The sequence below is a fragment of the Pseudomonas alcaligenes genome, from assembly GCF_041729615.1.
Classification (GTDB): Bacteria; Pseudomonadota; Gammaproteobacteria; order Pseudomonadales; family Pseudomonadaceae; genus Aquipseudomonas; species Aquipseudomonas alcaligenes_B.
Map to the genome: position 1 here is coordinate 2013465 of NZ_CP154874.1, position 24303 is coordinate 2037767.

At 69.9% G+C, this 24303-nt stretch carries 26 protein-coding genes; 9 read left to right on the forward strand and 17 right to left on the reverse strand.

Translation table 11 applies throughout. The features are described from left to right. A complete protein-coding gene (cysQ, locus tag AAG092_RS09800) occupies positions 1 to 822 on the reverse strand; it encodes a 3'(2'),5'-bisphosphate nucleotidase CysQ (RefSeq protein WP_373389521.1) in 822 nt (273 codons plus the stop codon). Continuing rightward, positions 819 to 1382 (reverse strand): ADP compounds hydrolase NudE, encoded by a 564-nt coding sequence (nudE, locus tag AAG092_RS09805; protein WP_110680351.1) that lies wholly within the window; start codon positions 1380 to 1382, stop codon positions 819 to 821. Before nudE ends, cysQ begins: the two co-directional genes overlap by 4 nt. Positions 1383 to 1464: 82 nt before the next feature. Between nudE and yrfG the strand changes: the two genes are divergently transcribed. Together yrfG and AAG092_RS09815 are read left to right on the forward strand one after the other, a co-directional pair. Beyond that, positions 1465 to 2139, forward strand: a complete 675-nt coding sequence (yrfG, locus tag AAG092_RS09810) for a GMP/IMP nucleotidase (RefSeq protein ID WP_110680352.1) — start codon at positions 1465 to 1467, stop codon at positions 2137 to 2139. A 150-nt stretch (positions 2140 to 2289) separates the two neighbouring features. After that, entirely contained in the window at positions 2290 to 2763 is a 474-nt protein-coding gene (locus AAG092_RS09815) for a hypothetical protein (protein ID WP_110680353.1), read from the forward strand. A gap of 58 nt (positions 2764 to 2821) precedes the next feature. On the opposite strand, the gene AAG092_RS09820 is transcribed toward AAG092_RS09815, so the two are convergent. The 5 genes from AAG092_RS09820 to AAG092_RS09840 all read right to left on the reverse strand — a co-directional run bounded on the left by AAG092_RS09820 (position 2822) and on the right by AAG092_RS09840 (position 6522). Further along, positions 2822 to 4168, reverse strand: coding sequence for a DUF1329 domain-containing protein (locus tag AAG092_RS09820; protein ID WP_258371022.1), 1347 nt, complete (start codon positions 4166 to 4168; stop codon positions 2822 to 2824). Positions 4169 to 4322: 154 nt separating this feature from the next. Further along, entirely contained in the window at positions 4323 to 4994 is a 672-nt protein-coding gene (gene trmB / locus AAG092_RS09825; RefSeq protein ID WP_373389580.1) for a tRNA (guanosine(46)-N7)-methyltransferase TrmB, read from the reverse strand. Positions 4995 to 5055: 61 nt separating this feature from the next. Further along, a complete protein-coding gene (locus AAG092_RS09830; protein ID WP_110680356.1) occupies positions 5056 to 5847 on the reverse strand; it encodes a thiazole synthase in 792 nt (263 codons plus the stop codon). Between the two features lie 17 nt (positions 5848 to 5864). After that, entirely contained in the window at positions 5865 to 6065 is a 201-nt protein-coding gene (gene thiS, locus AAG092_RS09835; RefSeq protein ID WP_076582406.1) for a sulfur carrier protein ThiS, read from the reverse strand. 79 nt (positions 6066 to 6144) lie between these two features. Continuing rightward, positions 6145 to 6522 carry a DUF423 domain-containing protein gene (locus AAG092_RS09840; protein WP_373389522.1) on the reverse strand — a complete coding sequence of 126 codons (378 nt, stop codon included), beginning with the start codon at positions 6520 to 6522 and terminating at the stop codon, positions 6145 to 6147. Positions 6523 to 6587: 65 nt separating this feature from the next. On the opposite strand from AAG092_RS09840, the gene mtgA reads away from it, so the two are divergent. After that, positions 6588 to 7331, forward strand: a complete 744-nt coding sequence (gene mtgA, locus AAG092_RS09845) for a monofunctional biosynthetic peptidoglycan transglycosylase (protein ID WP_373389523.1) — start codon at positions 6588 to 6590, stop codon at positions 7329 to 7331. Here the strand turns inward: mtgA and AAG092_RS09850 are convergent. The 6 genes from AAG092_RS09850 to ftsY all read right to left on the reverse strand — a co-directional run bounded on the left by AAG092_RS09850 (position 7267) and on the right by ftsY (position 12734). Further along, positions 7267 to 7953 (reverse strand): lysoplasmalogenase, encoded by a 687-nt coding sequence (locus AAG092_RS09850; RefSeq protein ID WP_373389524.1) that lies wholly within the window; start codon positions 7951 to 7953, stop codon positions 7267 to 7269. The genes mtgA and AAG092_RS09850 overlap by 65 nt on opposite strands. A gap of 88 nt (positions 7954 to 8041) precedes the next feature. Continuing rightward, positions 8042 to 8623, reverse strand: coding sequence for a hypothetical protein (locus AAG092_RS09855; protein ID WP_373389525.1), 582 nt, complete (start codon positions 8621 to 8623; stop codon positions 8042 to 8044). A gap of 59 nt (positions 8624 to 8682) precedes the next feature. After that, a complete protein-coding gene (rpoH, locus tag AAG092_RS09860) occupies positions 8683 to 9537 on the reverse strand; it encodes an RNA polymerase sigma factor RpoH (RefSeq protein WP_110680361.1) in 855 nt (284 codons plus the stop codon). 115 nt (positions 9538 to 9652) lie between these two features. Beyond that, positions 9653 to 10663, reverse strand: coding sequence for a permease-like cell division protein FtsX (gene ftsX / locus AAG092_RS09865; protein WP_110680362.1), 1011 nt, complete (start codon positions 10661 to 10663; stop codon positions 9653 to 9655). Further along, positions 10663 to 11331: a cell division ATP-binding protein FtsE gene (ftsE, locus tag AAG092_RS09870; RefSeq protein ID WP_110680363.1), complete on the reverse strand. Its 669-nt coding sequence runs from the start codon at positions 11329 to 11331 to the stop codon at positions 10663 to 10665. Before ftsE ends, ftsX begins: the two co-directional genes overlap by 1 nt. Beyond that, positions 11328 to 12734, reverse strand: a complete 1407-nt coding sequence (gene ftsY, locus AAG092_RS09875) for a signal recognition particle-docking protein FtsY (RefSeq protein WP_373389526.1) — start codon at positions 12732 to 12734, stop codon at positions 11328 to 11330. Before ftsY ends, ftsE begins: the two co-directional genes overlap by 4 nt. Positions 12735 to 13106: 372 nt before the next feature. Between ftsY and AAG092_RS09880 the strand changes: the two genes are divergently transcribed. The 6 genes from AAG092_RS09880 to AAG092_RS09905 all read left to right on the forward strand — a co-directional run bounded on the left by AAG092_RS09880 (position 13107) and on the right by AAG092_RS09905 (position 18390). Beyond that, positions 13107 to 13541 carry a BLUF domain-containing protein gene (locus AAG092_RS09880; RefSeq protein WP_110680365.1) on the forward strand — a complete coding sequence of 145 codons (435 nt, stop codon included), beginning with the start codon at positions 13107 to 13109 and terminating at the stop codon, positions 13539 to 13541. 118 nt (positions 13542 to 13659) lie between these two features. Continuing rightward, positions 13660 to 15024 (forward strand): pitrilysin family protein, encoded by a 1365-nt coding sequence (locus AAG092_RS09885; RefSeq protein ID WP_110680366.1) that lies wholly within the window; start codon positions 13660 to 13662, stop codon positions 15022 to 15024. Continuing rightward, positions 15021 to 16499 (forward strand): M16 family metallopeptidase, encoded by a 1479-nt coding sequence (locus AAG092_RS09890; RefSeq protein ID WP_373389527.1) that lies wholly within the window; start codon positions 15021 to 15023, stop codon positions 16497 to 16499. Before AAG092_RS09885 ends, AAG092_RS09890 begins: the two co-directional genes overlap by 4 nt. Next, positions 16499 to 17086, forward strand: a complete 588-nt coding sequence (rsmD, locus tag AAG092_RS09895) for a 16S rRNA (guanine(966)-N(2))-methyltransferase RsmD (protein ID WP_373389528.1) — start codon at positions 16499 to 16501, stop codon at positions 17084 to 17086. Before AAG092_RS09890 ends, rsmD begins: the two co-directional genes overlap by 1 nt. Position 17087: 1 nt before the next feature. After that, a complete protein-coding gene (locus AAG092_RS09900; protein WP_258371028.1) occupies positions 17088 to 17324 on the forward strand; it encodes a hypothetical protein in 237 nt (78 codons plus the stop codon). 82 nt (positions 17325 to 17406) lie between these two features. Continuing rightward, entirely contained in the window at positions 17407 to 18390 is a 984-nt protein-coding gene (locus AAG092_RS09905; protein ID WP_373389529.1) for a hydrolase, read from the forward strand. Here AAG092_RS09905 and AAG092_RS09910 read toward each other — a convergent pair. From AAG092_RS09910 to AAG092_RS09925, 4 genes are read right to left on the reverse strand one after another with little or no spacing between them, the layout of a single operon-like run. Further along, a complete protein-coding gene (locus AAG092_RS09910) occupies positions 18387 to 19427 on the reverse strand; it encodes an efflux RND transporter periplasmic adaptor subunit (protein ID WP_373389530.1) in 1041 nt (346 codons plus the stop codon). The two genes, AAG092_RS09905 and AAG092_RS09910, sit on opposite strands and share 4 nt — an antisense overlap. A 7-nt stretch (positions 19428 to 19434) precedes the next feature. Then, positions 19435 to 21492 carry a TolC family protein gene (locus AAG092_RS09915; protein ID WP_373389531.1) on the reverse strand — a complete coding sequence of 686 codons (2058 nt, stop codon included), beginning with the start codon at positions 21490 to 21492 and terminating at the stop codon, positions 19435 to 19437. 1 nt (position 21493) lies between these two features. Continuing rightward, on the reverse strand, positions 21494 to 22822 hold the full coding sequence (locus AAG092_RS09920; RefSeq protein ID WP_110680372.1) for a glycosyltransferase: 1329 nt from the start codon (positions 22820 to 22822) through the stop codon (positions 21494 to 21496). Positions 22823 to 22825: 3 nt separating this feature from the next. After that, positions 22826 to 24220, reverse strand: coding sequence for a diguanylate cyclase domain-containing protein (locus tag AAG092_RS09925; RefSeq protein WP_373389532.1), 1395 nt, complete (start codon positions 24218 to 24220; stop codon positions 22826 to 22828). Between the last annotated feature and the right edge of the window lie 83 nt (positions 24221 to 24303).

Consider the following 24303-nt stretch of genomic DNA (forward strand, 5'->3'; position numbering starts at 1 on the left):
TCAGTCCAGGGCGCGCGCCAGCTGGATCAGCTCGGCGCGCCACGCGGCCGCCTGCGGCAGGCCGAGGAAGGACGGGTTGAGGTAGCTCTCGCGCGCCTCGTAGGTCAGCGCCTCGCCCTTGAGATCCAGCACTTCGCCACCGGCGCCTTCCAGCACACCCTGGGCCGCCGCGGTATCCCACTGCGAGGTGGGCGCCAGGCGCGGATAACAGTCGGCGTTGCCCTCGGCCAGCAGGCAGAACTTCAGCGAGCTGCCAACGCTGGCCAGCTGCAGGTCGCCGAAACGCTCGGACAGGCCCTCCAGCAGGCGCTCCTGAGCCGGGCTGGAGTGGCGCCGGCTGGCCACCAGGGTGAAGGCTTCGGCCGGTGCCAGGCGCACGGCAATGGCCTCTGGCTCGCCGCCCGCGTCCTGGCGCCAGGCACCCAGGCCGGCGCCGCCGAAGTAGCAGCGGCCACTGGCCGGGATGCCGACCACGCCGAACACCACGCGGCCGCGCTCGATCAGGGCGACGTTGACGGTGAACTCCTCGCTGCCGGAGATGAACTCCTTGGTGCCGTCGAGTGGGTCGACCAGCCACCAGCGCTGCCACTCGGCGCGCTCGGCCAGGGCGATGCCGGCGTCCTCCTCGGACAGCACCGGCACCTCGGGAGCCAGCTCGCGCAGGCCGGCGGCGAGGATGTCGTGGGCGGCCAGGTCGGCGGCGGTGACCGGCGAGGCGTCGGACTTCTCGCTGACGGCCACGTCGTTGCGCCAGAACGGCAAGGTAGCCTGGCCGGCACGTTGTACCAGGGCGATGACCGCCGGCAGATAGGGATGGCTCACTGGAATTCTCCACGTTGGGTCAGCAGGTCACGGACCAGATAGAGGGCGGCCAGGGCGCGCCCCTCGGAAAACTGCGGGTGCTGGATCAGGGTGCTGAGGTCGTGCAGGTTGACCTTGTCGACCCGCAGCGGCTCGGGCTCGTCGCCGGGCAGGCGCTCCTCGTACAGGTCGCGGGCCAGCACCACCTGGATCTTCTGGCTCATGTAGCCGGGCGACAGGCTCAGCTCGGTGATCAGCTCCAGGCGCTCGGCGCCGAAGCCGGCCTCTTCCTTGAGTTCGCGATTGGCCGCCACCAGCACGTCCTCGCCAGGCTCGACCAGGCCCTTGGGCAGCGACAGCTGATAGTCGTCGGTGCCGCCGCAGTATTCCTCGACCAGCACCGCGTGCTCGGCGTCGAGCAGCGCCACCACCATCACCGCGCCGTAGCCGGAGCCCTTGCCCACCAGGCGCTCGTAGGTGCGCTCCACGCCGTTGGAGAAGCGCAGCTGCAGCTCTTCGACGCGGAACAGGCGGCTGCTGGCGACAATCTCGCGGGCCAGCACCTGGGGTTTCTCGCGCATCATTCGCTCCTTGATTCGAACCGCTATCATACCCCGCTCCCCGCGCGGGATTCTTCCACTGCGTCTGTTTCCGGACTTTGCCATGCCTCAGCTGCCCTGGAGCGAAATCGATACCGTCCTGCTCGACATGGACGGCACCCTGCTCGACCTGCATTTCGACAACCATTTCTGGCTGCAGCACCTGCCGCAGCGCTACGCCGAGCTGCACGGGATCAGCCGCGCGGCCGCCGAGGCCGAGCTGCTGCCGCTGTTCCGCGAACACGCCGGCAAGCTGACCTGGTACTGCACGGATTTCTGGAGCCGCGAGCTGAACCTCTCGGTACGCGAGCTCAAGCGCGAGGTGGCGCACCTGATCGCCCTGCGCCCGGATGCCGATGTCTTCCTCCAGACCCTGCGCGCCGCCGGCAAGCGCGTGGTGCTGATCACCAATGCGCACCGCGACTCGCTGTCGCTGAAGCTGGAACGGGTCGAGCTGGCGCCCTACTTCGACCGCCTGATCAGCTCCCACGACTATGGCTTCCCCAAGGAGGACCAGCAGTTCTGGTTCGCCCTGCAGCAGGACTGCCCCTTCGAACCGGCCCGCAGCCTGTTCATCGACGACAGCCTGCCGATCCTGCGCAGCGCCGGGCGCTACGGCGTCGCCCATCTGCTGGCGGTGCGCCAGCCGGACAGCCGCGCGCCGGACAAGGACACCGAGGAATTCGCCGCCGTCGAGGACTACCGCCAACTCAGCGCACAACTGGCCGCCCCGGCCTGATCGCCGACCATCGCCACCCCGCGCGGTTCGTCGGCTGCGCCAGTTTTTGCGCAAGTCGTGAACCCTCTCGCAGCCTGACGATCTCATGCTTGCCCGGCGAAGCGGCACTGGCAGCATGTGCGCCATCCACCAACGGAGAGCCATCGTTAAATGAAGTATTCCTCCCTGCTCCTGCTCACCCTCGGCCTGGCCAGCGGCAGCGCTCTGGCCGGCAACACCTCGGCCGGCGTCGGCGGCGCCCTGGGCGGCGCCCTGGGCACCGTGGTCGGCGAGCAGATCGGCGGCAGCACCGGCGCCACCATCGGTGCCGGTGTCGGCGGCGCGGCCGGCAGCGCGGTGGGCGCCGACAAGGGCAGCCGCACCGAGGCGGCCATCGGCGGCGGCATCGGCGCGGCCGGTGGCCAGGTGATCGGCAGCAAGATCGGCGGCAGCACCGGCGGCGTGATCGGTGCGGCGGTCGGCGGCGGCGCCGGTGGTGCCCTGGGCAACGCCTACGGCGGCGATGACGACGACCATGACGGGCGTCGCTACCGGGATGGCGGTTATTACTACCACGACCACGACGGGCACCCCGGCCGCGCCCTCGGCCACAAGAAGCACAAGTGGCACAAGAAGCACCACTGAAACAACAAGGCCCGCATGATGCGGGCCTTGTGTTTTGCGAGGCGCTGAAACAGCCGAATCAGATACCTTCGCGGCGCAGGGCGGCGGCGGTGAAGTCGCTCTTCTTCAGCTGCACGTTGAAGTCGTACATCGGCTCGTTGTTGTCCAGGCCGTCGACGAAGTAGCGATTGCCCTTGAAGTCGTAGATGGTCTCCAGGGTGCTGAGGAACATCGGCACCTCGTAGTAGCTGATCGGATGCGCTTCCTGCAGGCCGATCAGCTGGCCGTCGCGGTCATAGAGGTCGACGGCGAGAATCTGCCAGCTGTCCTCGTCGATGTAGAAGCGACGCTTGCCATAGGGGTGGCTGTGGCCCTTGCGCAGGTTGGCATCGACCACCCAGACGCGATGCAGCTCGTGGCGCAGCAGCTCGGGATTGACGTGCTTCTTCTGCAGGATCTGCTCGTAGGGAATGCCCTTCTGGTGCACCGCATAGCTGTTGTATGGCATCAGCATTTCCTGCTTGCCCACCAGGGTCCACTCGTAACGGTCCGGCGCACCGTTGTAGGCGTCCACCACGTCGGCGGTGGCCATGCCGTTGGTGTCCGGCTGCATGGCCTCGTAGGCCAGCATCGGCAGGCGGCGCACGCGGCGCTCGCCACGGCTGAAGCGCCAGGCCTTGCGGATCGCCAGCACCTGGTCGAGGGTTTCCTGCACCACCAGGGCGGAGCCGGCCAGCTTGCTCGGCGCGGTGACCACGTACTTATAGAAGAACAGGGTGTTGTCCAGATCGGCCGGGGTCATGCCCTCGCGACCGTAGATGAACAGGATGTCGCGCTCGCGCTTGACCAGTACGTAGTCGCCGCCCTGCAGCACCGCCGCATGGTTGGTCACCATGCGGGTCTGCTCGCCGCGGTAGCGGGTGATGTGGTTCCAGATCGCTTCCTGGCCGCTCTGCGGAATCGGGAAGGGGATGCCGGCCGCGGTGCCCTCGATGCCGTTGCCGCCGGCAATCAGGCTGGCGTTGGTGGCGTTGTAGCGGGTGGCGTCATAGATGCGCTGCGGCGAGGCGGCGCTGCGCCGGGTCGGCAGCACGCGCAGGTAATAGTCCGGGTGCAGCTCCAGCATGCGCTGGTAACCCGGGCTCAGCAGGGCCTTGTACTGCGCCATGTTGGCCTGGCTGACGCGGTACAGCTCCTGGTCGGCGACGTAGGGGTCGGGGTGGTGCATACCCGGCTGGTAGTTGGCCGGCGGGGTGGCCAGGCCACCTTCCCAGGGCGGAATGGTGCCGGCGGCATTGCCGGCGCGCTCGCCGCCCAGCGGCGTCAGATCTTGTCCCAGGCGCGCGGCCTGGGCCGCGTCGACCCGGGCATGCGCCGGCAGGGTGACAGCGGCAGCCAAAGACAGGACTGCAATGGTTCTCAGCACAGCGTTCTCCTCGCGGCGTACGCAGACGCCGCTGTTCTTATTCGTACGACCAGTGTAGGCCGCGCTCGTCGATTGCCGTTGGGTGAGGTCTGCCATCCTGGCGCCGAGTGGTCCCGGTCGTGTCGGCCCCGCTCCCTGCGAGGCCCTGCATGAGCTATTGATCGCGCTGGAACTTGAGGTCCCAGACGCCGTGGCCGAGGCGCTCGCCGCGCTTCTCGAACTTGGTCACCGGGCGCTCGCTGGGGCGCTCCACGTAGCCGGCGGCGCCGGCCAGATTATGGTAGCCGGGCGCCGCGGACATGACTTCCAACATATGTTCCGCGTATGGCTGCCAATCGGTGGCCATGTGCAGCACTCCGCCGATCTTCAGCTTGCTGCGCACCAGCTCGGCGAAGGCCGGCTGGACGATGCGGCGCTTGTGGTGGCGGGCCTTGTGCCAGGGGTCGGGGAAGAACAGCAGGACGCGATCCAGGCTGGCATCGGCGACGCAGTCGCGCAGCACTTCCAGGGCGTCGCAGCTGTACACGCGAATGTTCGACAGGTTCTGCGTGAGCATACCGTTGAGCAGGGCACCGACGCCCGGCTTGTGCACTTCCACGCCGATGAAGTCCTGTTCCGGCGCGGCAGCGGCCATCTCCAGGGTGGCGTGGCCCATGCCGAAGCCGATCTCGAAGGTGCGCGGCGCGCTGCGGCCGAATACCTGGTCGAAGTCGCGCAGGCCGTCGGCCAGCTCCAGGCCGAACTTCGGCCAGCCCTGCTCCAGGCCGCGCTGCTGGCCCTCGGTCATGCGCCCGGCGCGCATGACGAAGCTCTTGATGGTGCGCAGGGGCCGCTGGACCGCGCCTTCGCCGGCCTGCTGAATGTCGTCGCTCATGGAATTCTCTTGCTTACTTGATCAGGCCATCCAGCGGCGACGAGGCGCTCGCATAGAGTTTCTTCGGCATGCGCCCGGCCAGGTAGGCCATGCGTCCGGCGATGATCGCGTGCTTCATCGCCGCGCCCATCAGGATCGGGTCCTGGGCGTGGGCGATGGCACTGTTCATCAGCACCGCCTCGCAGCCCAGCTCCATGGCGATGGTGGCGTCGGAAGCGGTGCCCACGCCGGCATCGACCAGCACCGGCACGCTCGCCTCTTCGAGGATGATGCGCAGGTTGTAGGGATTGCAGATCCCTAGGCCGGTGCCGATCAGGCCGGCCAGCGGCATCACCGCGATGCAGCCCATGGCGGCCAGCTGGCGGGCGATGATGGGGTCGTCGCTGGTGTACACCATCACGTCGAAGCCTTCCTTGACCAGCACTTCGGCGGCCTTGAGGGTCTCGATCACGTTGGGGAACAGGGTCTTCTGGTCGGCCAGCACTTCCAGCTTGACCAGCTTGTGGCCATCGAGCAGCTCGCGCGCCAGGCGGCAGGTGCGCACCGCTTCCTCGGCGGTGTAGCAGCCGGCGGTGTTGGGCAGGATGGTGTACTTGTCCGGCGAGATCACGTCGAGCAGGTTCGGCTCGCCCGGGTTCTGCCCGATGTTGGTCCGGCGCACCGCCACGGTGACGATCTCGGCACCCGAGGCCTCGATGGCCAGGCGGGTCTCTTCGAGGTCCTTGTACTTGCCGGTGCCCACCAGCAGGCGCGACTCGTAGGTGCGGCCGGCGAGGGTGAAGGGCTTGTCGATGATGGCGCTCATGGCAGTTCCTCGGGCGACTAGCCGCCGCCGATGGCGTGGACGACTTCCAGCTGGTCGCCGTCGTGCAGGACGGTGGCGCCGTGCTGGCTGCGCGGCACTATGTCCAGGTTGAGCTCGACCGCCACCCGCTTGCCCGCAGCGTCCAGGCGCACGAGCAGGTCGGCGACGGTGGCGCCGTCGGGCAGCTCGAAGGGTTGGCCGTTCAACTGGATGTGCATGGCTGGGCGGTCAGATCATGAAAGGGTCGGCATTCTAGCCCGATCGACCGGATCGACCAAGGTACGCGCGTACCATCGGTCAGGCCCGCCCGCCCCGCAGCGCTACCAGGCCCAGGCACAGCCAGCCAGCGAGGAAGCACACCCCGCCCAGCGGGGTGATCATGCCGAGCTTGCCCAGGCCGCTCAGGGTCAGGGCATAGAGGCTGCCGGAGAACAACAGGATGCCGACGGCGAACAGCGTGCCGGCGGCCTTGACCAGGCCTCCGGGCAGGCGCTCGGCCAGCAGCGCCACGCCGAACAGGGCCAGGGCGTGGATCAGCTGGTAGTGCACGCCGGTCTGAAACACCGCCAGATACTCGGCACTGAGCTGCCCTTTCAAGCCATGGGCGGCGAAGGCGCCCAGCGCCACGCCGGTGAAGCCGGCCAGGGCCGCCAGCAGGAGAAAGACTCGCAACATGATGGATTTCCGAACTGCGTCGATGCGGCCGCTATAATGGCCCGCTCTTCCTACCGGGCCAAGCCATGCTGCGCACCCTGCTCCGTCGCCTGACCAAACTGCTGCTGTGGTTCGCCGCCGCCAGCGCCCTGCTGGTACTGGCGCTGCGCTGGATCGACCCGCCTGGCACGGCGCTGATGGTCGAGCGCAAGGTGCAGTCCTGGATCGATGGCGAGCCGATCGACCTGCAACGCAGCTGGCGCCCCTGGCGCGAGCTGCCGGATGACCTGAAGATCGCGGTGATCGCCGCCGAGGACCAGAAGTTCGCCGAGCACTGGGGCTTCGACGTCGCCGCCATTCGCCAGGCCCTGGCGCACAATGCGGGTGGCGGCAACCTGCGCGGCGCCAGCACCATCAGCCAGCAGGTGGCCAAGAACCTGTTCCTCTGGTCCGGCCGCAGCTGGCCGCGCAAGGCGCTGGAGGCCTGGTTCACCGGGTTGATCGAGCTGCTCTGGCCGAAGCAGCGCATCCTCGAGGTATACCTCAACAGCGTGGAATGGGGCGACGGCGTGTTCGGCGCAGAGACCGCCGCGCGCCATCACTTCGGGGTCGGCGCGCCCTACCTGTCGCGCCAGCAGGCCAGCCTGCTGGCCGCCGTGCTGCCCAACCCACGCGCCTGGAGCGCCAGCCGCCCGGGCCCGCGCGTGCAGCGCCGGGCCAACTGGATCCGCCGGCAGAGCCAGCAGCTCGGTGGCAGCCACTACCTCAACCAGCTGTCCGCGCCACTGCCGCTGGCGCAGTGGTGGCCGGACTGGCTGCCGAAGCCCTGAGCAGGCCCCAGGCGATCAGCGCCTGGCCGCTGAAGTAGCAGCTCACTATCACCTCGACCGCATGCGGGAAGGGCTGGACGAACTTGTTCAGCCCGATCAGCGAATCCGCCACCACGAACAGCATGGCGCCCAGCCACAGCGGCCCGGGGCGCGGCTCCAGGCGGCCGGCCAGCAGGGCCATGGCCAGCAGGCAACCCAGGTAGATCGCCACCGGCACCTGCAGGGCACCGGCCACCGGCAGCATCCAGGCCGCCATCGCCAGCGCGTAGAGCAGCACCGGCAGGCCGCGCCAGCGCCACAGCGGTCGGCCGCGGCCCAGCAGGACGAAGGCCACGCTGAAGGCCAGCTGGTTGAGCAGGAAGGCCAGCAGGGCCTGGAGGAACAGGCCGTCGCGCTCGCCGAAGTCGAGGAAGAAATCCCCTGCCGCCGCGCCCAGGTAGCCCAGCGCCAGCCAGCGCCCGGCCGCCCCCGGAAAGGCGCGCCAGGCCAGCACGGCAAAGATCAGCATGGGCAGCGGCTTGAGCAGCCAGCCCAGCGGATAGGGCTTGAGCGGCAGCAACAGCAGGTAGAGCAGGCCGAGGGCAATGGCCAGGGCATAGAGGCGGCAGGGGTGGCTGGTCATGTCGGACTCCCGCGGGTGGAAGCCCGATCCTGCCGCGGCGCCGACCTGTCCGCCAGTCGCCACGCGCCAGCCACGGGGGCCGCAGGCGTCAGTGCTGCAACAGGCGCTTGGGCACCGCGCGCAACGCCAGCACCAGGTCGTCCTGCAGGTGGGCGGTCAGCCCCTGCTGCGGGTAGACCCAGGCCTCGCCATCCTGCAACTGCAGGCGCAGGCGCGGCGCGCCCAGGCTGGCGCTCAGGCGCGCGGCCGGCACGGCCTGGCGGGGCCGCAGGTCGACAGCCGCGATGGGCCGATCGGCCAGCCGTTCCAGCAACTGCGCGGACTGCGGCTGCTCCGCCTCATCCGCACCGATGCCACTGGCCTCGACCAGGCTGGCACGCTGCGCCTCGCTCAGCGCCAGCTCGCCCTCCACCTGCCAGCCGTCCAGCTCGCCACGCAGCAGCAGGCGCGGCCCCGGCTGCAACCACAGTTCGGTAGCGGACAGCTGCCGGCCGAGCTGGGCGACGCTCAGGCGCTCCGCCAGCAGGGGCTGGAACACTTCGGCATCCCACTGCTGCATCCACGCCAGGGGCTCGCTCCTGTCCGCGCGCGGGGTCAGCAGCCAGTAGCCGAGCAGACAGCTGGCCAGGGCCACTATGGTGAACAGCAGGGCGGGGGGACGGCGGCTCAAGGCAATACTCCGGGCAGAAAAAAGCCGCACCAGGGTGCGGCTTCTCGGGGTGGTGGTGCTTACGCCTGGATCGAGCCCTTGAGCTTATTCATGGCGTTCTTCTCCAGCTGGCGGATGCGCTCGGCGGAGACGTTGTACTTGGCGGCCAGGTCGTGCAGGGTGGCCTTCTCCTCGGCCAGCCAGCGCTGGTAGAGGATGTCGCGGCTGCGCTCGTCCAGGCTCTCCAGGGCCTCGTGCAGGCTGGCGCTGGAGCTGTCGCTCCAGTCGGCGTCCTCGAGCTGGCGCGCCGGGTCGTAGCGGTGGTCTTCCAGGTAGTGGGCCGGCGACTTGAAAGCACTCTCGTCGTCATCCTCGGCGGCCGGATCGAAGGCCATGTCCTGGCCGGACAGACGGCTCTCCATCTCGCGCACTTCGCGCGGCTCCACGCCCAGGCTCTCGGCCACGGCATGCACTTCGTCGTTGCTCAGCCAGGCCAGACGCTTCTTCTGGCTGCGCAGGTTGAAGAACAGCTTGCGCTGCGCCTTGGTGGTGGCGACCTTGACGATACGCCAGTTGCGCAGGATGAACTCGTGGATCTCGGCCTTGATCCAGTGCACGGCGAAGGACACCAGGCGCACACCCATTTCCGGGTTGAAGCGCTTGACCGCCTTCATCAGGCCGACGTTGCCTTCCTGGATCAGGTCGGCCTGGGACAGGCCATAGCCGGCATAGCTGCGGGCGATGTGCACGACGAAGCGCAGGTGGGCCAGCACCATCTGGCGCGCGGCTTCCAGGTCCTGCTCGTAGTAGAGACTCTCGGCCAGCTCGCGCTCCTGCTCGGCGGTCAGCAGCGGGATGCTGTTCACCGCATGCACGTAGGCCTCCAGGTTGGCGCCTGGGACTAGGGCATGGACAGGTTGCAGGGCAGTGGTCATCAGAAACCTCCGGTATTACAAGGCGGGTGCAGTCTAGCACTGCCGATTCTGAGCGGGGAACCTGTGGAAAAGTTCCCTTACAGTTGTTCAGAAATTGATCAGAATCAACGAATTGCTAGCGTGGCGCGAGCTCGCTCAGGTGCCGCGCCACCGCCAGCCAGGCGCCAATATAGCCGAGGAACAGCGCGCCCAACAGCAGCGACAGACCATCGGCGACCGGAACCCCGCCCAGGGCGAAATCGCTGCCGTACAGGCCGGCCAGGCGCACCACCGCATCGTTCAGCCAGTCCAGGCCGAAGGCCAGCAGGCCCCAGGCCAGCAGGCCGGCGCCGAAACCGTAGAGCGCGCCCATATAGAGGAAGGGGCGACGCACGTAGCCGTCGGTGCCGCCGACCAGCTTGATCACCTCGATCTCGCTGCGGCGGTTCTCGATGTGCAGGCGGATGGTGTTGCCGATCACCAGCAACAGGGCCAGCACCAGCAGCAGGGTCAGGCCGAAGACGAAGCGGTCGCCCAGGCCGAGGATGGCGGTCAGGCGCTCCACCCACTGCAGGTCGAGCTGCGCCTGGTCGACCCCGGGCAGCTCGGCCAGGCGCTGGCGCAGGGCCTCGAGGGCGGCCTTGTCGATCTCCTTGGGTGTCACCACCACCACCGCGGGCAGCGGGTTCTCCGGCAGCTCGCGCAGCGCCTGGCCGAGCCCGGACTGCTGCTCGAACGCCGCCAGGCCGGCCTCGCGGCCGATGAACTCGGCCTCGGCCACGTCGGCCATGGCGGCGATCTCGTCACGCAGCTGCAGACCGGCGTCGTCACCGGCCTCCACCTGCAGGTAGAGGGAAATCTGTGCGGCCTTCTGCCAGGAGCCGCCGAGGCGCTCGACGTTGTCCAGCAGCAGGGCCAGGCCCATCGGCAGCGACAGCGCCACGGCCATCACCAGGCAGGTGAAGAAGCTGCCGATCGGCTGGCGCACCAGGCGGCCAAGGCTGTCGACCAGGCTGGCGCGGTGGCTCTCGACCCAGGCGGCGAACAGGGCGGAGAAGCCCGGGCCTTCCTTGATCGGCTTGTCGGCCTTGCTCTGTACGGCGCCGACCCGTTCGGCGGCCTTGATATTGCGCTGGTTGTCGCTCATCAGCCGGCCTCCCCGTCGCCGATCAGTCGGCCGCGTTGCAAGGTCAGCATGCGGTGGCGCATGCGGGCGATCAGGGCCAGGTCGTGGCTGGCGATCAGGACCGTGGTGCCGAGGCGGTTGATGTCCTCGAACACCCCCATGATCTCCGCGGCCAGGCGCGGGTCGAGGTTGCCGGTGGGTTCGTCCGCCAGCAGCAGGGCCGGGCGGTGCACCACCGCGCGGGCGATGCCGACGCGCTGCTGCTGGCCGGTAGACAGGTCGGCCGGGAACTGCTCGGCCTTGTCGGACAGCGACACGCGCTCCAGTGCCGCGCCGACCCGCTTGGCGATGTCCGGCTTGGACAGGCCGAGGATCTGCAGCGGCAGGGCGACGTTGTCGAACACCGAGCGGTCGAACAGCAGCTGGTGGTTCTGGAACACCACGCCGATCTGCCGGCGCAGGAAGGGAATCTGCGCATTGGTGATCTGCGCCAGGTCCTGGCCGGCCAGCAGCAGCTTGCCGCTGCTCGGCCGCTCCATCGCCAGCAACAGGCGCAGCAGGGTCGACTTGCCGGCGCCGGAGTGGCCGGTGACGAAGAGGAACTCGCCGCGGCGCACGCGGAAACTCAGTTCGTGCAACCCGACATGGCCATTGGGATACCGCTTGCCGACCTGCTCGAATCGAATCATCCCTGTTCCTTCTCTGCAAAGAGTGCCTGGACGAAATCCTCGGCGACGAAGGTGCGCAGATCGTCGATGCCTTCGCCGACGCCGATGTAGCGGATCGGCAGGCCGAACTGCTTGGCCAGGGCGAAGATCACCCCGCCCTTGGCGGTGCCGTCCAGCTTGGTCAGGGCCAGGCCGCTGAGGGCCACGGCCTGGTTGAACTGCTTGGTCTGGTTGATCGCGTTCTGCCCGGTGCCGGCGTCCAGCACCAGCAGCACCTCGTGCGGCGCGCTCTCGTCCAGCTTGCCGATGACCCGACGGACCTTCTTCAGCTCCTCCATCAGGTTGTCCTTGGTGTGCAGGCGCCCGGCCGTGTCGGCGATCAGCACGTCGATGCCGCGCGCCTTGGCGGCCTGCACCGCGTCGAAGATCACCGAGGCGGAGTCGGCGCCAGTGTGCTGGGCGATCACCGCGATCTGGTTGCGCTCGCCCCACACCTGCAACTGCTCGACGGCAGCGGCGCGGAAGGTGTCGCCGGCGGCGAGCATGACCTTCTTGCCCTCGCCCTGCAGCTTCTTGGCCAGCTTGCCGATGGTGGTGGTCTTGCCGACGCCGTTCACGCCGACCACCAGGATCACGTAGGGCTGCTTCTCGGCATTGATCAGCAGCGGCTGCTCAACCGGCTTGAGCAGGGCGCCCAGCTCTTCCTGCAGGGCCTTGTACAGCGCGCCGCTGTCGGCCAGCTCCTTGCGCGCCACGCGCTTGGTCAGGCTGCCGATGATGGCGCCGGTGGCCTCGACGCCGACGTCGGCGGTGAGCAGGCGGGTCTCCAGTTCCTCGAGCAGGTCGTCGTCGATCGCCTTCTTGCCGAGGAACAGGCTGGCCATGCCCTCGCCCAGGCTGGCGCTGGTCTTCGACAGGCCCTGCTTGAGGCGGGCGAACCAGCCGCCCTGGTTGTCGCCGGGCTTGCTCTGCTCGACCTGCGGCGCGGCCACCGGCTCGGGCTGCGGCTCGGGCTGCGGCTCGGGCTGCGCGGGCTGCTCATGAACCGGGTGGGTGACTTCGCTGCCGACGTTGAGGCGAAAGCGCGAGAAGGCCGGGCGCGCCGCCTCATCCGCCGCGGCGGGCGCCTGGGCACTGGCGGCAGGCTCGATGGCGGCTGGCGCGGGTGCGACGGGCGGCACCACCGCTGCGGGTTCGGCCACGGCCGGCGCCGCAGGCACCTCAGCGGGGGCGACTTCGAGCGCCGCAGGCACAGGCGCGGCAACCGGCTCCGCAGGGGCAGCGGCCGCCTCTGCCACGGGCGCAGGCGGGGCCTGCTCGGGCGCTGCCGCGCTGTCCTGCGGCTTCTTGCGCAGCCAGCCGAACAGGGATTTCTTCTCGCCGGGTTGTTCGGGCGAGGGCTTGTCGTCTTGGGAACCGAACATGAGTCATCTCAAAGGAGGCCGGCCTGAGGCCCGCCCCGAAATAGCTAGCCATGAGCCTTGCCGGGCTCACTCTGGGTCACCGTGCCTGGCGCAACCTTTCGCTGCAGGCCGACAGCTGTACCGGAACGAAGCGGAGCTGGCACGACACGAATCTGGGCAGGCGACTTTATCACTTTAGGCGCGCCCCGCGCAGCGTTAGCTGAGTCGCCCGGGCGGCGACGCCGAGAATGCCGGCGCAAGGCGGTGGGCGGGATGACTGAGGCGAGAAAACCAGTACAGGAAAAATGCAGTCGTGATTTTTGTACAAGAAAATTGTACAACTCAAGCATCATGGACCACCGTACCGCCCCCGAACACTGCGAGGTTGTAGATATGCTCGTTCGCCTTACCTATGCCAGCCGCGCACTGAATGGCGTCTCTTCACAGCTGATCCGCGAAATTCTCGAAGTTTCGCAACGCAACAACCCCCGTCGCGGCCTGACAGGCATCCTCTGCTGCAATGCGGACACCTTCCTGCAGGTACTCGAGGGACCACGGGCCGCGGTGAACGAGCTGTACAACAGCCTGGCTCACGATCAGCGCCACAAGGACCTCACCGTGCTCGACTACGCCGAGATCAGCGCCCGCCGCTATGCCGGCTGGAGCATGGGCTGGGCCGGCGCCAAGCAGGCCAATCGCGAGCTGTTCCTCAAGTATTCCTGCAGCGACCGCTTCGACCCGTTCAGCATGAGCGCCCTGCAGATCGCCGGCCTGCTGCAGGAGCTGGAGGCCGGCATCAGCGCCATCAACCCGCCCGCCATCGAGTAGCGCCCGCACCGGAGGCTGCGATGCGCATCGCGGCCTCGTGGCCCGGATGGGGTATCCTGACGCCCCATCGCCAACGGGTGGACTCGTCGCCCGGGCTACCAAACAGGACTGATCATCCATGAATGTCACTGTCCGCCGTGTCCTCGGCGCGGCTCTGAATCTGCTTTGCCTGCCCCTGGCGGCCATCGCCGCCGAACCCCAGGCCACCCATGAATTCCAGCTGGACAACGGCCTCAAGGTCATCGTCCGCGAGGACCACCGCGCCCCCGTGGTGGTCTCCCAGCTCTGGTACAAGGTCGGCTCCAGCTACGAGACGCCCGGCCAGACCGGCCTGTCCCATGCCCTCGAGCACATGATGTTCAAGGGCAGCCGCAAGCTCGGTCCCGGCGAGGCCTCGCGCATCCTGCGCGAACTCGGCGCCGAGGAAAACGCCTTCACCAGCGACGACTACACCGCCTACTACCAGGTGCTGTCGCGCGACCGCCTGGCCGTGGCCTTCGAGCTGGAGGCCGACCGCCTGGCCAGCCTGCGCCTGCCGGCCGACGAGTTCGCCCGCGAGATCGAGGTGATCAAGGAGGAGCGCCGCCTGCGCACCGACGACAAGCCGACCTCGCTGGCCTACGAACGCTTCAAGGCCCTGGCCTACCCGGCCAGCGGCTACCACACCCCGACCATCGGCTGGATGGCCGACCTCGAACGCATGACCGTCGAGGAACTGCGCCACTGGTACCAGGCCTGGTACGCGCCGAACAACGCCACCCTGGTGGTGGTCGGCGACGTCACCCGCGACGAGGTGCAGGGCCTGGCCCAGCAGTACTTCGGCGCCATCCCGCGCCGCGACGTGCCGCCGGCCAAGGCGCCGCGCGAGCTGGCCGAGCCCGGCGAGCGACGCCTCACCCTGCACCTCAAGACCCAGCTGCCGAGCCTGCTGATGGGCTTCAACGTGCCCGGCCTGGCCACCGCCAAGGAGGCCCGCCAGGTGCATGCCCTGCGCCTGATCGCCGCGCTGCTCGACGGCGGCTACAGCGCGCGCCTGCCGGCGCGCCTGGAGCGCGGCGAGGAACTGGTGTCCGGCGCCTCGGCCGGCTACGACGCCTTCCAGCGTGGCGACAGCCTGTTCCTGCTCTCCGCCACCCCCAACGTGCAGAAGGGCGTGACCCTGGAGCAGGCCGAGGCCGGCCTGTGGCGCCAGCTGGAGGACCTCAAACAGAACCCGCCCAGCGCCGAGGAGCTGGCGCGGGTGCGCGCCCAGGTGATCGCCGCGCTGGTCTACGAGCGCGACTCGATCACCAGCCAGGCCACCACCATCGGCTCGCTGGAGACCGTCGGCCTGTCCTGGACCCTGATGGACCAGGATCTCGCCGCCCTGGAGGCCGTGACCCCGGCCGATATCCAGCAGGCCGCGCGCACCTACTTCACCCGCTCGCGCCTGGCGGTCGCGCATATCCTGCCCGAGCAAGCCCAACAAGGAGTACAGCCATGAACGAGCGCAACGGCCTGCGTTACGGCCTGCTCGGCCTCGGCCTGGTCCTGCTGATCGGCCTGCTCGCTCTGATCGCCAGCCGCAGCGCCCAGGCGCCGGCGCCCGCCACCGAGCCCGCGGCCCAGCTGCAATCCCTGGCCGCCCTCAACGGCCAGGCGCCGAGCAGGCGCACCCTGGAGATCCAGCAGTGGCAGACCGCCGAGGGCGCCAAGGTGCTGTTCGTCGAGGCGCGCCAGCTGCCGATGTTCGACCTGCGCCTGACCTTCGCCGCCGGCAGCAGCCAGGATGGCGGCGCGCCCGGCCTGGCCACCCTGACCAACGCCATGCTCAACGAGGGCGTGGCCGGCAAGGACGTCAGCGCCATCGCCGAGGGCTTCGAGAACCTGGGCGCCCAGTTCGGCAACGGCGCCTACCGCGACATGGCCATCGCCAGCCTGCGCAGCCTCAGCGCGCCGGCCCAGCGCGAGCCGGCGCTGCAGCTGTTCGCACAGGTGGTCGGCCAGCCGACCTTCCCCGAGGACTCGCTGGCGCGGATCAAGAACCAGCTGCTGGCCGGCTTCGAGTACCAGAAGCAGAACCCCGGCAAGCTGGCCTCGCTGCAGCTGTTCGAGCGGCTCTACGACGACCATCCCTACGCCCACCCCAGCGAAGGCACCGAGCGCTCCATCCCGGCAATCGGCAGCACCCAGCTGCGCGCCTTCCATGCCAGGGCCTACGCCGCCGGCAATGCGGTGATCGCCCTGGTCGGCGACCTCTCGCGCGCCGAGGCCGAAGCCATCGCCGCGCAGGTCTCCGCCGCCCTGCCCAAGGGCCCGGCGCTGCCGCGCATCGCCCAGCCCGAGGAGCCCGCGGCCGGCCCCAGCCATATCGAGTTCCCGTCCAAACAGACCCACCTGCTGCTGGCCCAGCTCGGCATCGACCGCCGCGCACCGGACTATGCCGCGCTGATGCTGGGCAACCAGATCCTCGGCGGCGGCGGCTTCGGCACCCGCCTGATGGAGGAGGTGCGCGAGAAACGCGGACTGACCTACGGCGTGTACTCCGGCTTCAGCGCCATGCAAGCGCGCGGCCCGTTCATGATCAACCTGCAGACCCGCGCCGAGCTGAGCCAGGGCACCCTGCAGCTGGTGCAGGACATCCTGCGCGAGTTCATCGCCCAGGGCCCGAGCCAAAAGGAACTGGACGACGCCAAGCGCGAGATGCTCGGCAGCTTCCCGCTGACCACCGCGAGCAACGCCGACATCGTCGGCCAGCTCGGCGCCATGGGCTTCTACGACCTGCCGCTGACCTACCTGGACGATTTCATGGCCGAGACCCAGGCCCTCGGCGTCGAGCAGGTCAGGGCGGCCATGGCCAGACACCTGGACGTGAACAAGCTGGTGATCGTCACCGCCGGCCCCACGGTCGCGCAGCAGCCGCTGCCGCCGCCCACCGCCAAACCGGCCGAGCGCCCCGCCGGCCCGCCGGAGCACTGATGCGCAAGCCCAGCCCCACCCCCAAGCACGGCGGCAGCGGCCAGCTGCGCATCATCGCCGGGCAATGGCGCTCGCGGCGCTTCGCCTTCCCCGAGGGCCCGGGCCTGCGCCCGACCCCGGACCGGGTGCGCGAGACGGTATTCAACTGGCTGATGCCCTATGTCGAGGGCGCCCGCGTGCTCGACTGCTTCGCCGGCAGCGGCGCCATGCTGCTGGAGTCGCTGTCGCGCGGCGCCGCCAGCGCCCTCGGCCTGGACCTCAACCCGCAGTCGGTGGCGGCCCTGCGCGGCCACCTGAGCAGCCTGGGGTGCACGGCCGGCCAGGTGCAGCAGGTCGACGCCCTGCGCTACCTGGAAAGCCAGGTGGCGACCCCCTTCGACCTGGTGTTCCTCGACCCGCCCTTCCACCAGAACCTGCTGGCCCCGGCCTGCACCCTGCTGGAGGAGCGCGGCTGGCTAGCCCCGCGGGCCTGGATCTACTGCGAGAGCGAGGCCGCGCCCTCGGCCCTGGGCCTGCCGGGCAACTGGCGCCTGCACCGCGAGAAGCAGGCCGGGCAGGTCTACTACTCGCTGTGGCAGCGCGGCTGAGATGGCCCGCCGCCCCTCGCCGCTGCGCGACTTCATCTACGACAACCTGCTCTACCTGCTCTTGGCCCCGCTGGCGCTGGCCCTGCTGCTGGCCGAGCAGGAAATCGGCCTGAGCCTGTCCCGGCGCATCCAGGAACCCTCGGCGGGCCTGACCCTGGGCCTGGCGACGCAGCGGGCGATTGCCCTGCTAGTGCTGATCTACAGCCTGCGTCGTCTTTGGCTCGGCCAGCGCCGCTGAGCGGGCATTCGTCCGGCCAATGGTGCTTCCGCTTTGCCGGCGCAGGCCCTAGCCTGAGACTTTCGGCACGACTGCAACCTCCATGCACGACGACTTCCAACCCGCCTGGTGGCTACCCGGCCCGCACCTGCAGACCCTGTTCGGCGCCCTGTGCCGCACCCCGCCGCGCCTGCAGCGCCAGCGCGAGCGCCTGTGGCTGGACGACGGCGACTTCCTCGACCTCGACTGGCACGGCCCGCACGAAGCCGAGGCGCCGCTGGTCCTGGTGCTGCACGGGCTGACCGGCTCGTCCGCCTCGCACTACGTGCTCGGCCTGCAACAGCAGCTGGCCGCGCGCGGCTGGGCCAGCGTGGCGCTGAACTGGCGTGGCTGCTCCGGCGAGCCCAACCTGCTGCCGCGCGGCTACCACTCCGGGGTCAGCGAGGACGTGGTCAGCGTGGTGCGCCACCTGCAGGCGCAGCGGCCACTGGCGCCGCTGTACGCGGTGGGCTACTCGCTGGGCGGCAACGTGCTGCTCAAGTACCTCGGCGAGTCGGGCGAGGATTCCGGCCTGCAGGCGGCGGTGGCGGTGTCGGTGCCGTTTCGCCTGGACCACTGCGCCGAGCGCATCGACCGCGGCTTCTCCAAGGTCTACCAGGCGCATTTCATGCGCCAGCTGGTCGCCTACGTGCGCGACAAGCAGCAGCGCTTCAGCGCCGAGGGCCACCACGAGCGCCTGGCGGCGCTGCAGCAGCTCGGCCCGCTGCAGGGCATGCGCACTTTCTGGGACTTCGACGGCCGCTTCACCGCGCCGCTGCACGGCTATGCCGACGCCGACGACTACTACCGGCGCGCCTCCAGCCGCTTCTACCTGGAGCGCATCCGCACCCGCACCCTGATCATCCAGTCCAGCGACGACCCCTTCGTCTTCGCCCACAGCGTGCCACCGGCCCACGAGCTGTCGACCAGCACCCGCCTGGAGCTGCACCAGCAGGGCGGGCACGTCGGCTTTATCGGCGGCTCGCTGCGCCAGCCGGAGTTCTACCTGGAGCGGCGCATCCCCGCCTGGCTCGCCGACGGGCGCTAATCGGCCCAGGCGTCGAGCCAGCCCCAGCGGTGCGGGAAACGCGCGACCAGGCCGAGGCGATCGACACGCCAGCGCGGCGGCAGCTCGCCGAGGATGCGCGCCTGCAGGCGCAGGTGGCGGCTCGGCGCGCTGAACGCCGGCTGCAGCTCGGCCGGCACCGCGATGCTGTCCTCCACCTGGCGTACCACCTCGGCCGGCAGCCGGTTGCCGTCGGGCAGCAGCAGGCTCAGGCGCTGGCCGGGCAGCGCATACTCGGCGTGGCGCGGATCGAGGTAGACCCACAGCTGGACGGCGTCCGGGCGCTGCTGGCGCAGCAGCAGGGTACCGGGGCCGACGTTCTCGCCCTCGGCCACCAGCACCTCGCTGACCACGCCCGCCTCCACCGCGCGCAGGCTCAGGCCCTGCAGCCGTGCCAGCAGCCAGGCGCGTTCCAGCTCGCGCTGCTGCAGGGCGCCATCCTGCGGGGCCTGCACGGCCAGGCGCTGGTCGAACTGCAGCAGGTCGAGGCGTCGGCGGTCGAGTTCGTCGCGCGCGGCCTGTTCCTCGCCGCGGGTCGCCGCACCGGCGGCACGCAGGGCCTGCAACTGCGCCAGGCGCTGCGCCGCGCTGTCCTGCAGGCGCAGCAGGGTGTCGCGCTCGCGCTGCAGCAGGGCGCTCTGCTGCGCCGTGGCGGCGGCCACGGGCTGTGCCGGCTCGGCCAGCAGGGCCAGGCGCGCGCGCCACTCGGGGTTGTCCAGTTCCAGCAGCGGCTGCCCGGCCGCCACCCGTTCGCCGGGGCGCACCAGGATCTGCCGCACCTGGCCGGGCTCGCGGGCACGCAGCTCGCTGGCGGGCAACAGCAGCTGGGCCGGCGCCTCGATCAGCCAGACGCTCAGCAGGGCGCGCCCGACCAGCCACAGCAGCGGACTGGTGACGGCCAGCAGGATCAGGTACCAGCGCAGCTTGAAGGCCAGGCGCTTGCCCGGTGCGTAGAGCACCTTGAGGCCCTGCTCGCGGGTCGGCTGCTGTTCTTTCGGGCTGCTGAAACGGATCTTCATGAAGGGCTCAATGCGGGTAGTGGGTCCAATCCTGCCAGTCGATGCCGGTGACTCCCACCGGCTGCAAGCGCACGCGCCAGCGCTCGACCTGTTGCTGCAGCTGGCGCGCCGGCACGCCGGCCCAGCTCTCTTCGGCCGACAGCTGCGGCTCGACGCTCTGCGCCAGGCGGAAGCGCAGGGCCGGCCAGCGCTGGGCGATCTGCTCGGCCAGCTCGGCGCTGCGTTCGGCGTTGCGCGTATAGATCATCAGGCTGACCTGCTGCACGCCGCGCTGTGGCAGGGCGCAGGGCACGCAGGTCTGCCCCGCCTGTGGCGCGGCGAACCAGCGGTGGTGGCTGGACAGCTCCAGTGGCCAGGGATTGAGGCTGGCCACCGCGGCCAGGGTGTCGAGCCAATCCTGCAGGCGGCTGTCCGGCACCGGCCAGCCCAGCTGCTCGACCTCGAGGTCGAGGTGCAGGGCATCGAACGGCAGGCCCTGCAGCTGGCCGAGCAGGTCGAGCAGACCCTGGCGCCCGGCCGGTTCCAGCCAGGCCGGATCGCCCAGCAGCAGGGCCACTTCCAGGCCCTGGGCATGGGCCTCGTCGAGGCTGCCCTGGAGGCGCTGGCGCAGCAGCGGGATGTCCGCCACCTGGGCGGCGGAAAGGCCCAGGTAGATACGCTGCATGCCGGCCCGGCGCAGGTCGCGCAACTCGGCGCGGCGGCTGCCGGCCTGCAACAGGCGGCGGCTGTCCCAGACATAGGTGCCCTGGCGCCAGTCGCCGGCGGTGCTGGCCAGGCTCCAGTATTCGCGGGTCACGCCCAGCAGTTCGGCCAAGCCACCGTCGTCCTCGACGAACAGGCGCAGCGCCGCCTCGCGCAGCCAGGCCGCATGCCAGGCGGCGATCAGGCGCAGGCCGGCGGCCTGCTGCTCCAGCTCGGCGGCCAGTTCGCCCTGCACGCCGCGCTCCAGTTCGGCGTCGCGGCGCAGGCGCTGCTCGCGCATGGCCTGCTCGGCCACCGCCAGCTCCTCGCGGGCGCTGGCCAGCGCCTGGATGGCGCTGCGTTGCTCGCGCAGGGCCTGGCCGAGGCCGAGCAGCAGCTGTTCGCGCTCGGCCTCCAGGCGCGCCTGCGCGGCTTGATGCCGGGCCTCGCGCTCGCGGGCGCGATCGCGGCCGTAGCCGAGCGGATCGAGCGGTGCGGACAGGCTGAGGCTGGCCACCAGGCCGTCGCCCGGCTTGGCCGCGCCGCTGCGGTCCTCGTAGCTCTGCGCCAGGCTGAGGCTGGAGTCGACCCCGGCGTACCAGGGCGACTGGCGCTCGCGCTCGGCCTGGCGCAGCTCGTCCTGACGCTCGCGCAGGCGCGGGTGGCCGTCCAGGGCGCGCTGCCAGCTGCTCAGCGGCAGCACCCGGCTCGCCAGGGCCTCGGCCGTGGGGCGCTGGCGCTCGTCGAGCGCGCGCCCGGCCAGGCCGGCCACGGCGGCGCGGGTTTCCTCGAGCAGCGCCGCGGCCTGCTGGCAGCGCCGCTCCAGGCCCTGCCACTGGCCCTGCTGCTGGCGCGCCTCGGAGGCCAGCAGCCAGCCTTCCTGACTGCGCCGCTGCAGGCGTTCGCGGGCCGCCCGCGCGACCGGCAGCAGGGTGGCGCACCAGCGCTGCTCCTGTTCGGCGCGCCACCAGTCGGCATAGGCGCTACGCAGCGCCAGGCGCTGCTCGGCGCGCGCCAGCAGGTTGCGGGCGCGTTGGCGCTGCTGCTCCAGTTCGACCGCCTCGACCGCGCGCAGCTGCCGGTGCAGGCTGCCGAGCAGCGGATGGCGCAGGCCCAGGGCCAGGTCGCGGCCGTAGTAGTCGTCGCGCAGGTCCTCGGTGACCAGCTCGCGGTAGTGCCCGGTGCCGGCGGAGGCGAACCACTGCCAGCCGGCCTCGGCCTCGCGCTGGCGCTTGAGTGCGTCGAGGGCGTCCAGCTCGGCGCGCCCGGCCCGCGCCAGGGCGCTGTCATCGAGGCCGGCCAGCAGTTCGCCCAGCGCCAGCGTCTCGCCGCGCGCCAGGCTGGCAGCCAGCAGCAGGCCGATCAGGGAAAGGGTACGCAGCATCTCAGAACCTCTTGGCCTTCTTCAGCACCCACCAGGGCGCCATGCTGGATTCCTCGTGGCCGCGGCGCAGGGCCTCGTTGAGCATGGCCACGGCGCTCCAGCAGCGCATCACCAGCATGAACAGGGGGAACAGGAACACGATGGGCAGCAGGCGCAGGTCCTGGCGCGGCCGCTCGGAGACCATCGCCAGCATGGCCAGGTACATCAGCAGGGTCACGCCCAGGTAGACCAGGTAGATCAGCCCGGCCAGGGCCAGGTAGTGCGGCAGCGGCAGGACGAACAGGCCGACCACCAGGTAGCCGAAGATGATGAAGGGCAGCACCAGCTGGAAGAAGAAGCCGCTGACCAGGGTCATGAGGAAGTTGGGCCAGCCGAGCAGGCGCGGGTTGAAGCTGTGGCGGTGCTTGCGGATGTACAGGAAGTACAGGTCGCCGTCCCAGCGCAGGCGCTGCATGAGGAACTGGCGGAAGGTGGTCGGCGCGTCGGTGTGGCCGATGGCGGTGGGCTCGAAAGGGATGCGCAGGGGCTGGCGGCCGAAGTAGTTCTTGATGCGCAGGGTGATGTCGAGGTCCTCGGCGGTGTGGGTGTCCCAGCCGCCGACCTTGTCCAGGAAGCTGCGGCGGAAGGCACCGAAGGCGCCGGAGACGTTGTTCACCAGGTTCCACTCGCTCAGGCCGATCTTCGCCATGTGGATCGACAGCAGGTACTCCAGGGCCTGCATGGCGGTGGTCAGCGAGGCCTTCCAGTTGCGCACGCGCAGGCTGCCGGCCACGGCCGGCACGTCGGGGTCGGCGAAATGGCGGACGATATTGACCACCATGTCGTTGTCGAACGAGGTGTCGCCGTCCAGGGCCATGACGATCTCGCCGGTGCAGTGGGCCAGGCCGGCATTCAGCGAGGACACCCGGCCGCCGCGCTGCCACTTGGCGATCGGCCGCAGCAGGCGGCGCGGGTAGAGCTGGCGGTCGACGCGGAAATCGCGCACCGCCTGCATGGTGGTCTGGTTCACCGCGGCGCCATCGACCACCGGGATCATCTCGATCTCGCCCTGGTAGGTCTGCTCGCACAGGCTGCTCAGGGTGCTCTGCACGTCGCGCCCTTCGCTGTAGCAGGTGATCACGCAGGACACCCGCGGCCGGTAGCCGTTGTCCGGTGGCAGCTCGAAGGGCTTGCGCAGGAACCAGCGCAGCACGCCGAGCAGCACCAGCAGGTTGAGCGGCACCTCCAGCAGCAGGAAGGCCGGCAGCAGGCTCACCAGCAGGCGGATGCCGCCGTCGGCCTTGCCCAGCTCGGTGAGCAGCAGCTGCCACTGCAGGAGCACGGCGTCCATGGGTCAGCCCAGCTGGCCGCCCAGGCGGGCCAGCAGCAGCGCGGCGTCCTCCTGGTCGAGCAGTTCATCCGGGGCGACGAAACCGAGCTGGCGCACCTCGATGCGCGTCTCGCCACTCTCGCCCAGGCGCTCGGCGCCCTTGGCCAGACGCTTCTTGACCACCTCCAGGCCGGCCGCGTCGGTGTGCGGCATCAGCAGCCAGAGCACCTCCTCGTTCAGTCGGCAGCAGCGGTCGGTTTCGCGCACGGCCTCCTGCAGGCGCTCGACCAGGCCGTCGATCAGGGCATGGCCGCGCATCTCGCCGAGGCGGTCGAGGGTCTCCAGCAGGTTGACGAAGCGCACGCCGAGCAGGGCGAAGGGCGGCTTCTTGTGCCGCCGCACCAGTTGCAGCTGCCAGTTGAGCAGCTCGTAGAAGCTGCGGTGCGAGAGCAGATCAAGGCGGCCGAACTGGTCGTTCTCCACCGGGCTGCTGTTGAAGCCCTGGCGGCAGCGCAGGCGGCCGGCCTCGGCCAGGCGGAAGTGGCGCACCTCGCGCACGCGCAACTTGTCCGGCGCATGGGCCTGGCCACAGTCCAGGCAGCGCGCCTCGACGCTGGCATCGACGAAGAACGCCTGGCAGCTGCGGCAGCGGTAGTTCTCCAGCGGCCGGTCGTAGTCGCTGCCGATGTGGCGCAGGCGGCTCAGGCAGTTCGGACAGAGCAGCAGGCCATCCTTGAGGAAGTGTTCCTGGGGGCCGACATGGCCGCAGGTGAAGCAGTGCAGCGAGGGCTGGCGGGAGATGTCCAGGGCCTGGCACTCGGGGCACACGTCGACGTAGTTGAGGCGCCCGGAGCCGCAGTCGGTGCACAGGCGCACGCGGTCGATCAGCGCGCCCTCCTCCAGCCAGCCCTGCTGCAGCATCAGCTGCAGCCAGGCGAAGTCGTTGACCGTCTCGCCGTCGCCGAGGGCCTCCAGCAGCGGGTAGCGGTAGTGCTGGGCCACGCTGGCGTCGCGCAGCGCATGCACGTCGCCGCGCGAGCGCAGCCACAGCCAGGCCAGCACGCGGGCGTCGAAGCGCTCCGGGGCGACGCCGCGGTTGAACAGGCCGAAGCGCTCGCGCCACAGCCGCCACAGTGGCGTGATGGCGCCCAGATCGGCCGGCGGGCGGCCGTCGCCGAGGGCCTCGCACCAGGCATCCTGGTCCTGGCAGCAGTAGATCAGGGCGAAGCGGTAGGCCTGTTCCATGCGCAGGTTGCGCAGCAGCTGGCCGGCGCTGGCGCCCGGCAGGTCGAGCAGCAGCACATCGTAGGCGGGCACCGCAAGGAGAGCGGCCAGGTCGGCGAAACGGTCCGGCTCCAGGCCGTGGAAACGCGAGTGGGCGGCGCCCAGGACGGCAACTCGGGGCGTAGGGGTCGGCATGGCAGCAACTCGTAGATCGACAAGGGCGGCGGAAAACCGCCGCGACTGTGTCGGAAATCTAGCACAGCGGCGCTGGCGCGAGG

Excerpts from the sequence above, each read along its gene's own strand:
- nudE (WP_110680351.1), bottom strand. The coding sequence starts at position 1,382 with ATGCGCGAGAAACCCCAGGTGCTGGCCCGCGAGATTGTCGCCAGCAGC.
- yrfG (WP_110680352.1), top strand. The coding sequence starts at position 1,465 with ATGCCTCAGCTGCCCTGGAGCGAAATCGATACCGTCCTGCTCGACATG.
- AAG092_RS09815 (WP_110680353.1), top strand. The coding sequence starts at position 2,290 with ATGAAGTATTCCTCCCTGCTCCTGCTCACCCTCGGCCTGGCCAGCGGC.
- AAG092_RS09830 (WP_110680356.1), bottom strand. The coding sequence starts at position 5,847 with ATGAGCGCCATCATCGACAAGCCCTTCACCCTCGCCGGCCGCACCTAC.
- thiS (WP_076582406.1), bottom strand. The coding sequence starts at position 6,065 with ATGCACATCCAGTTGAACGGCCAACCCTTCGAGCTGCCCGACGGCGCC.
- AAG092_RS09840 (WP_373389522.1), bottom strand. The coding sequence starts at position 6,522 with ATGTTGCGAGTCTTTCTCCTGCTGGCGGCCCTGGCCGGCTTCACCGGC.
- mtgA (WP_373389523.1), top strand. The coding sequence starts at position 6,588 with ATGCTGCGCACCCTGCTCCGTCGCCTGACCAAACTGCTGCTGTGGTTC.
- AAG092_RS09850 (WP_373389524.1), bottom strand. The coding sequence starts at position 7,953 with ATGACCAGCCACCCCTGCCGCCTCTATGCCCTGGCCATTGCCCTCGGC.
- rpoH (WP_110680361.1), bottom strand. The coding sequence starts at position 9,537 with ATGACCACTGCCCTGCAACCTGTCCATGCCCTAGTCCCAGGCGCCAAC.
- ftsX (WP_110680362.1), bottom strand. The coding sequence starts at position 10,663 with ATGAGCGACAACCAGCGCAATATCAAGGCCGCCGAACGGGTCGGCGCC.
- ftsE (WP_110680363.1), bottom strand. The coding sequence starts at position 11,331 with ATGATTCGATTCGAGCAGGTCGGCAAGCGGTATCCCAATGGCCATGTC.
- ftsY (WP_373389526.1), bottom strand. The coding sequence starts at position 12,734 with ATGTTCGGTTCCCAAGACGACAAGCCCTCGCCCGAACAACCCGGCGAG.
- AAG092_RS09880 (WP_110680365.1), top strand. The coding sequence starts at position 13,107 with ATGCTCGTTCGCCTTACCTATGCCAGCCGCGCACTGAATGGCGTCTCT.
- AAG092_RS09885 (WP_110680366.1), top strand. The coding sequence starts at position 13,660 with ATGAATGTCACTGTCCGCCGTGTCCTCGGCGCGGCTCTGAATCTGCTT.
- AAG092_RS09890 (WP_373389527.1), top strand. The coding sequence starts at position 15,021 with ATGAACGAGCGCAACGGCCTGCGTTACGGCCTGCTCGGCCTCGGCCTG.
- rsmD (WP_373389528.1), top strand. The coding sequence starts at position 16,499 with ATGCGCAAGCCCAGCCCCACCCCCAAGCACGGCGGCAGCGGCCAGCTG.
- AAG092_RS09900 (WP_258371028.1), top strand. The coding sequence starts at position 17,088 with ATGGCCCGCCGCCCCTCGCCGCTGCGCGACTTCATCTACGACAACCTG.
- AAG092_RS09905 (WP_373389529.1), top strand. The coding sequence starts at position 17,407 with ATGCACGACGACTTCCAACCCGCCTGGTGGCTACCCGGCCCGCACCTG.
- AAG092_RS09910 (WP_373389530.1), bottom strand. The coding sequence starts at position 19,427 with ATGAAGATCCGTTTCAGCAGCCCGAAAGAACAGCAGCCGACCCGCGAG.
- AAG092_RS09915 (WP_373389531.1), bottom strand. The coding sequence starts at position 21,492 with ATGCTGCGTACCCTTTCCCTGATCGGCCTGCTGCTGGCTGCCAGCCTG.
- AAG092_RS09920 (WP_110680372.1), bottom strand. The coding sequence starts at position 22,822 with ATGGACGCCGTGCTCCTGCAGTGGCAGCTGCTGCTCACCGAGCTGGGC.
- AAG092_RS09925 (WP_373389532.1), bottom strand. The coding sequence starts at position 24,220 with ATGCCGACCCCTACGCCCCGAGTTGCCGTCCTGGGCGCCGCCCACTCG.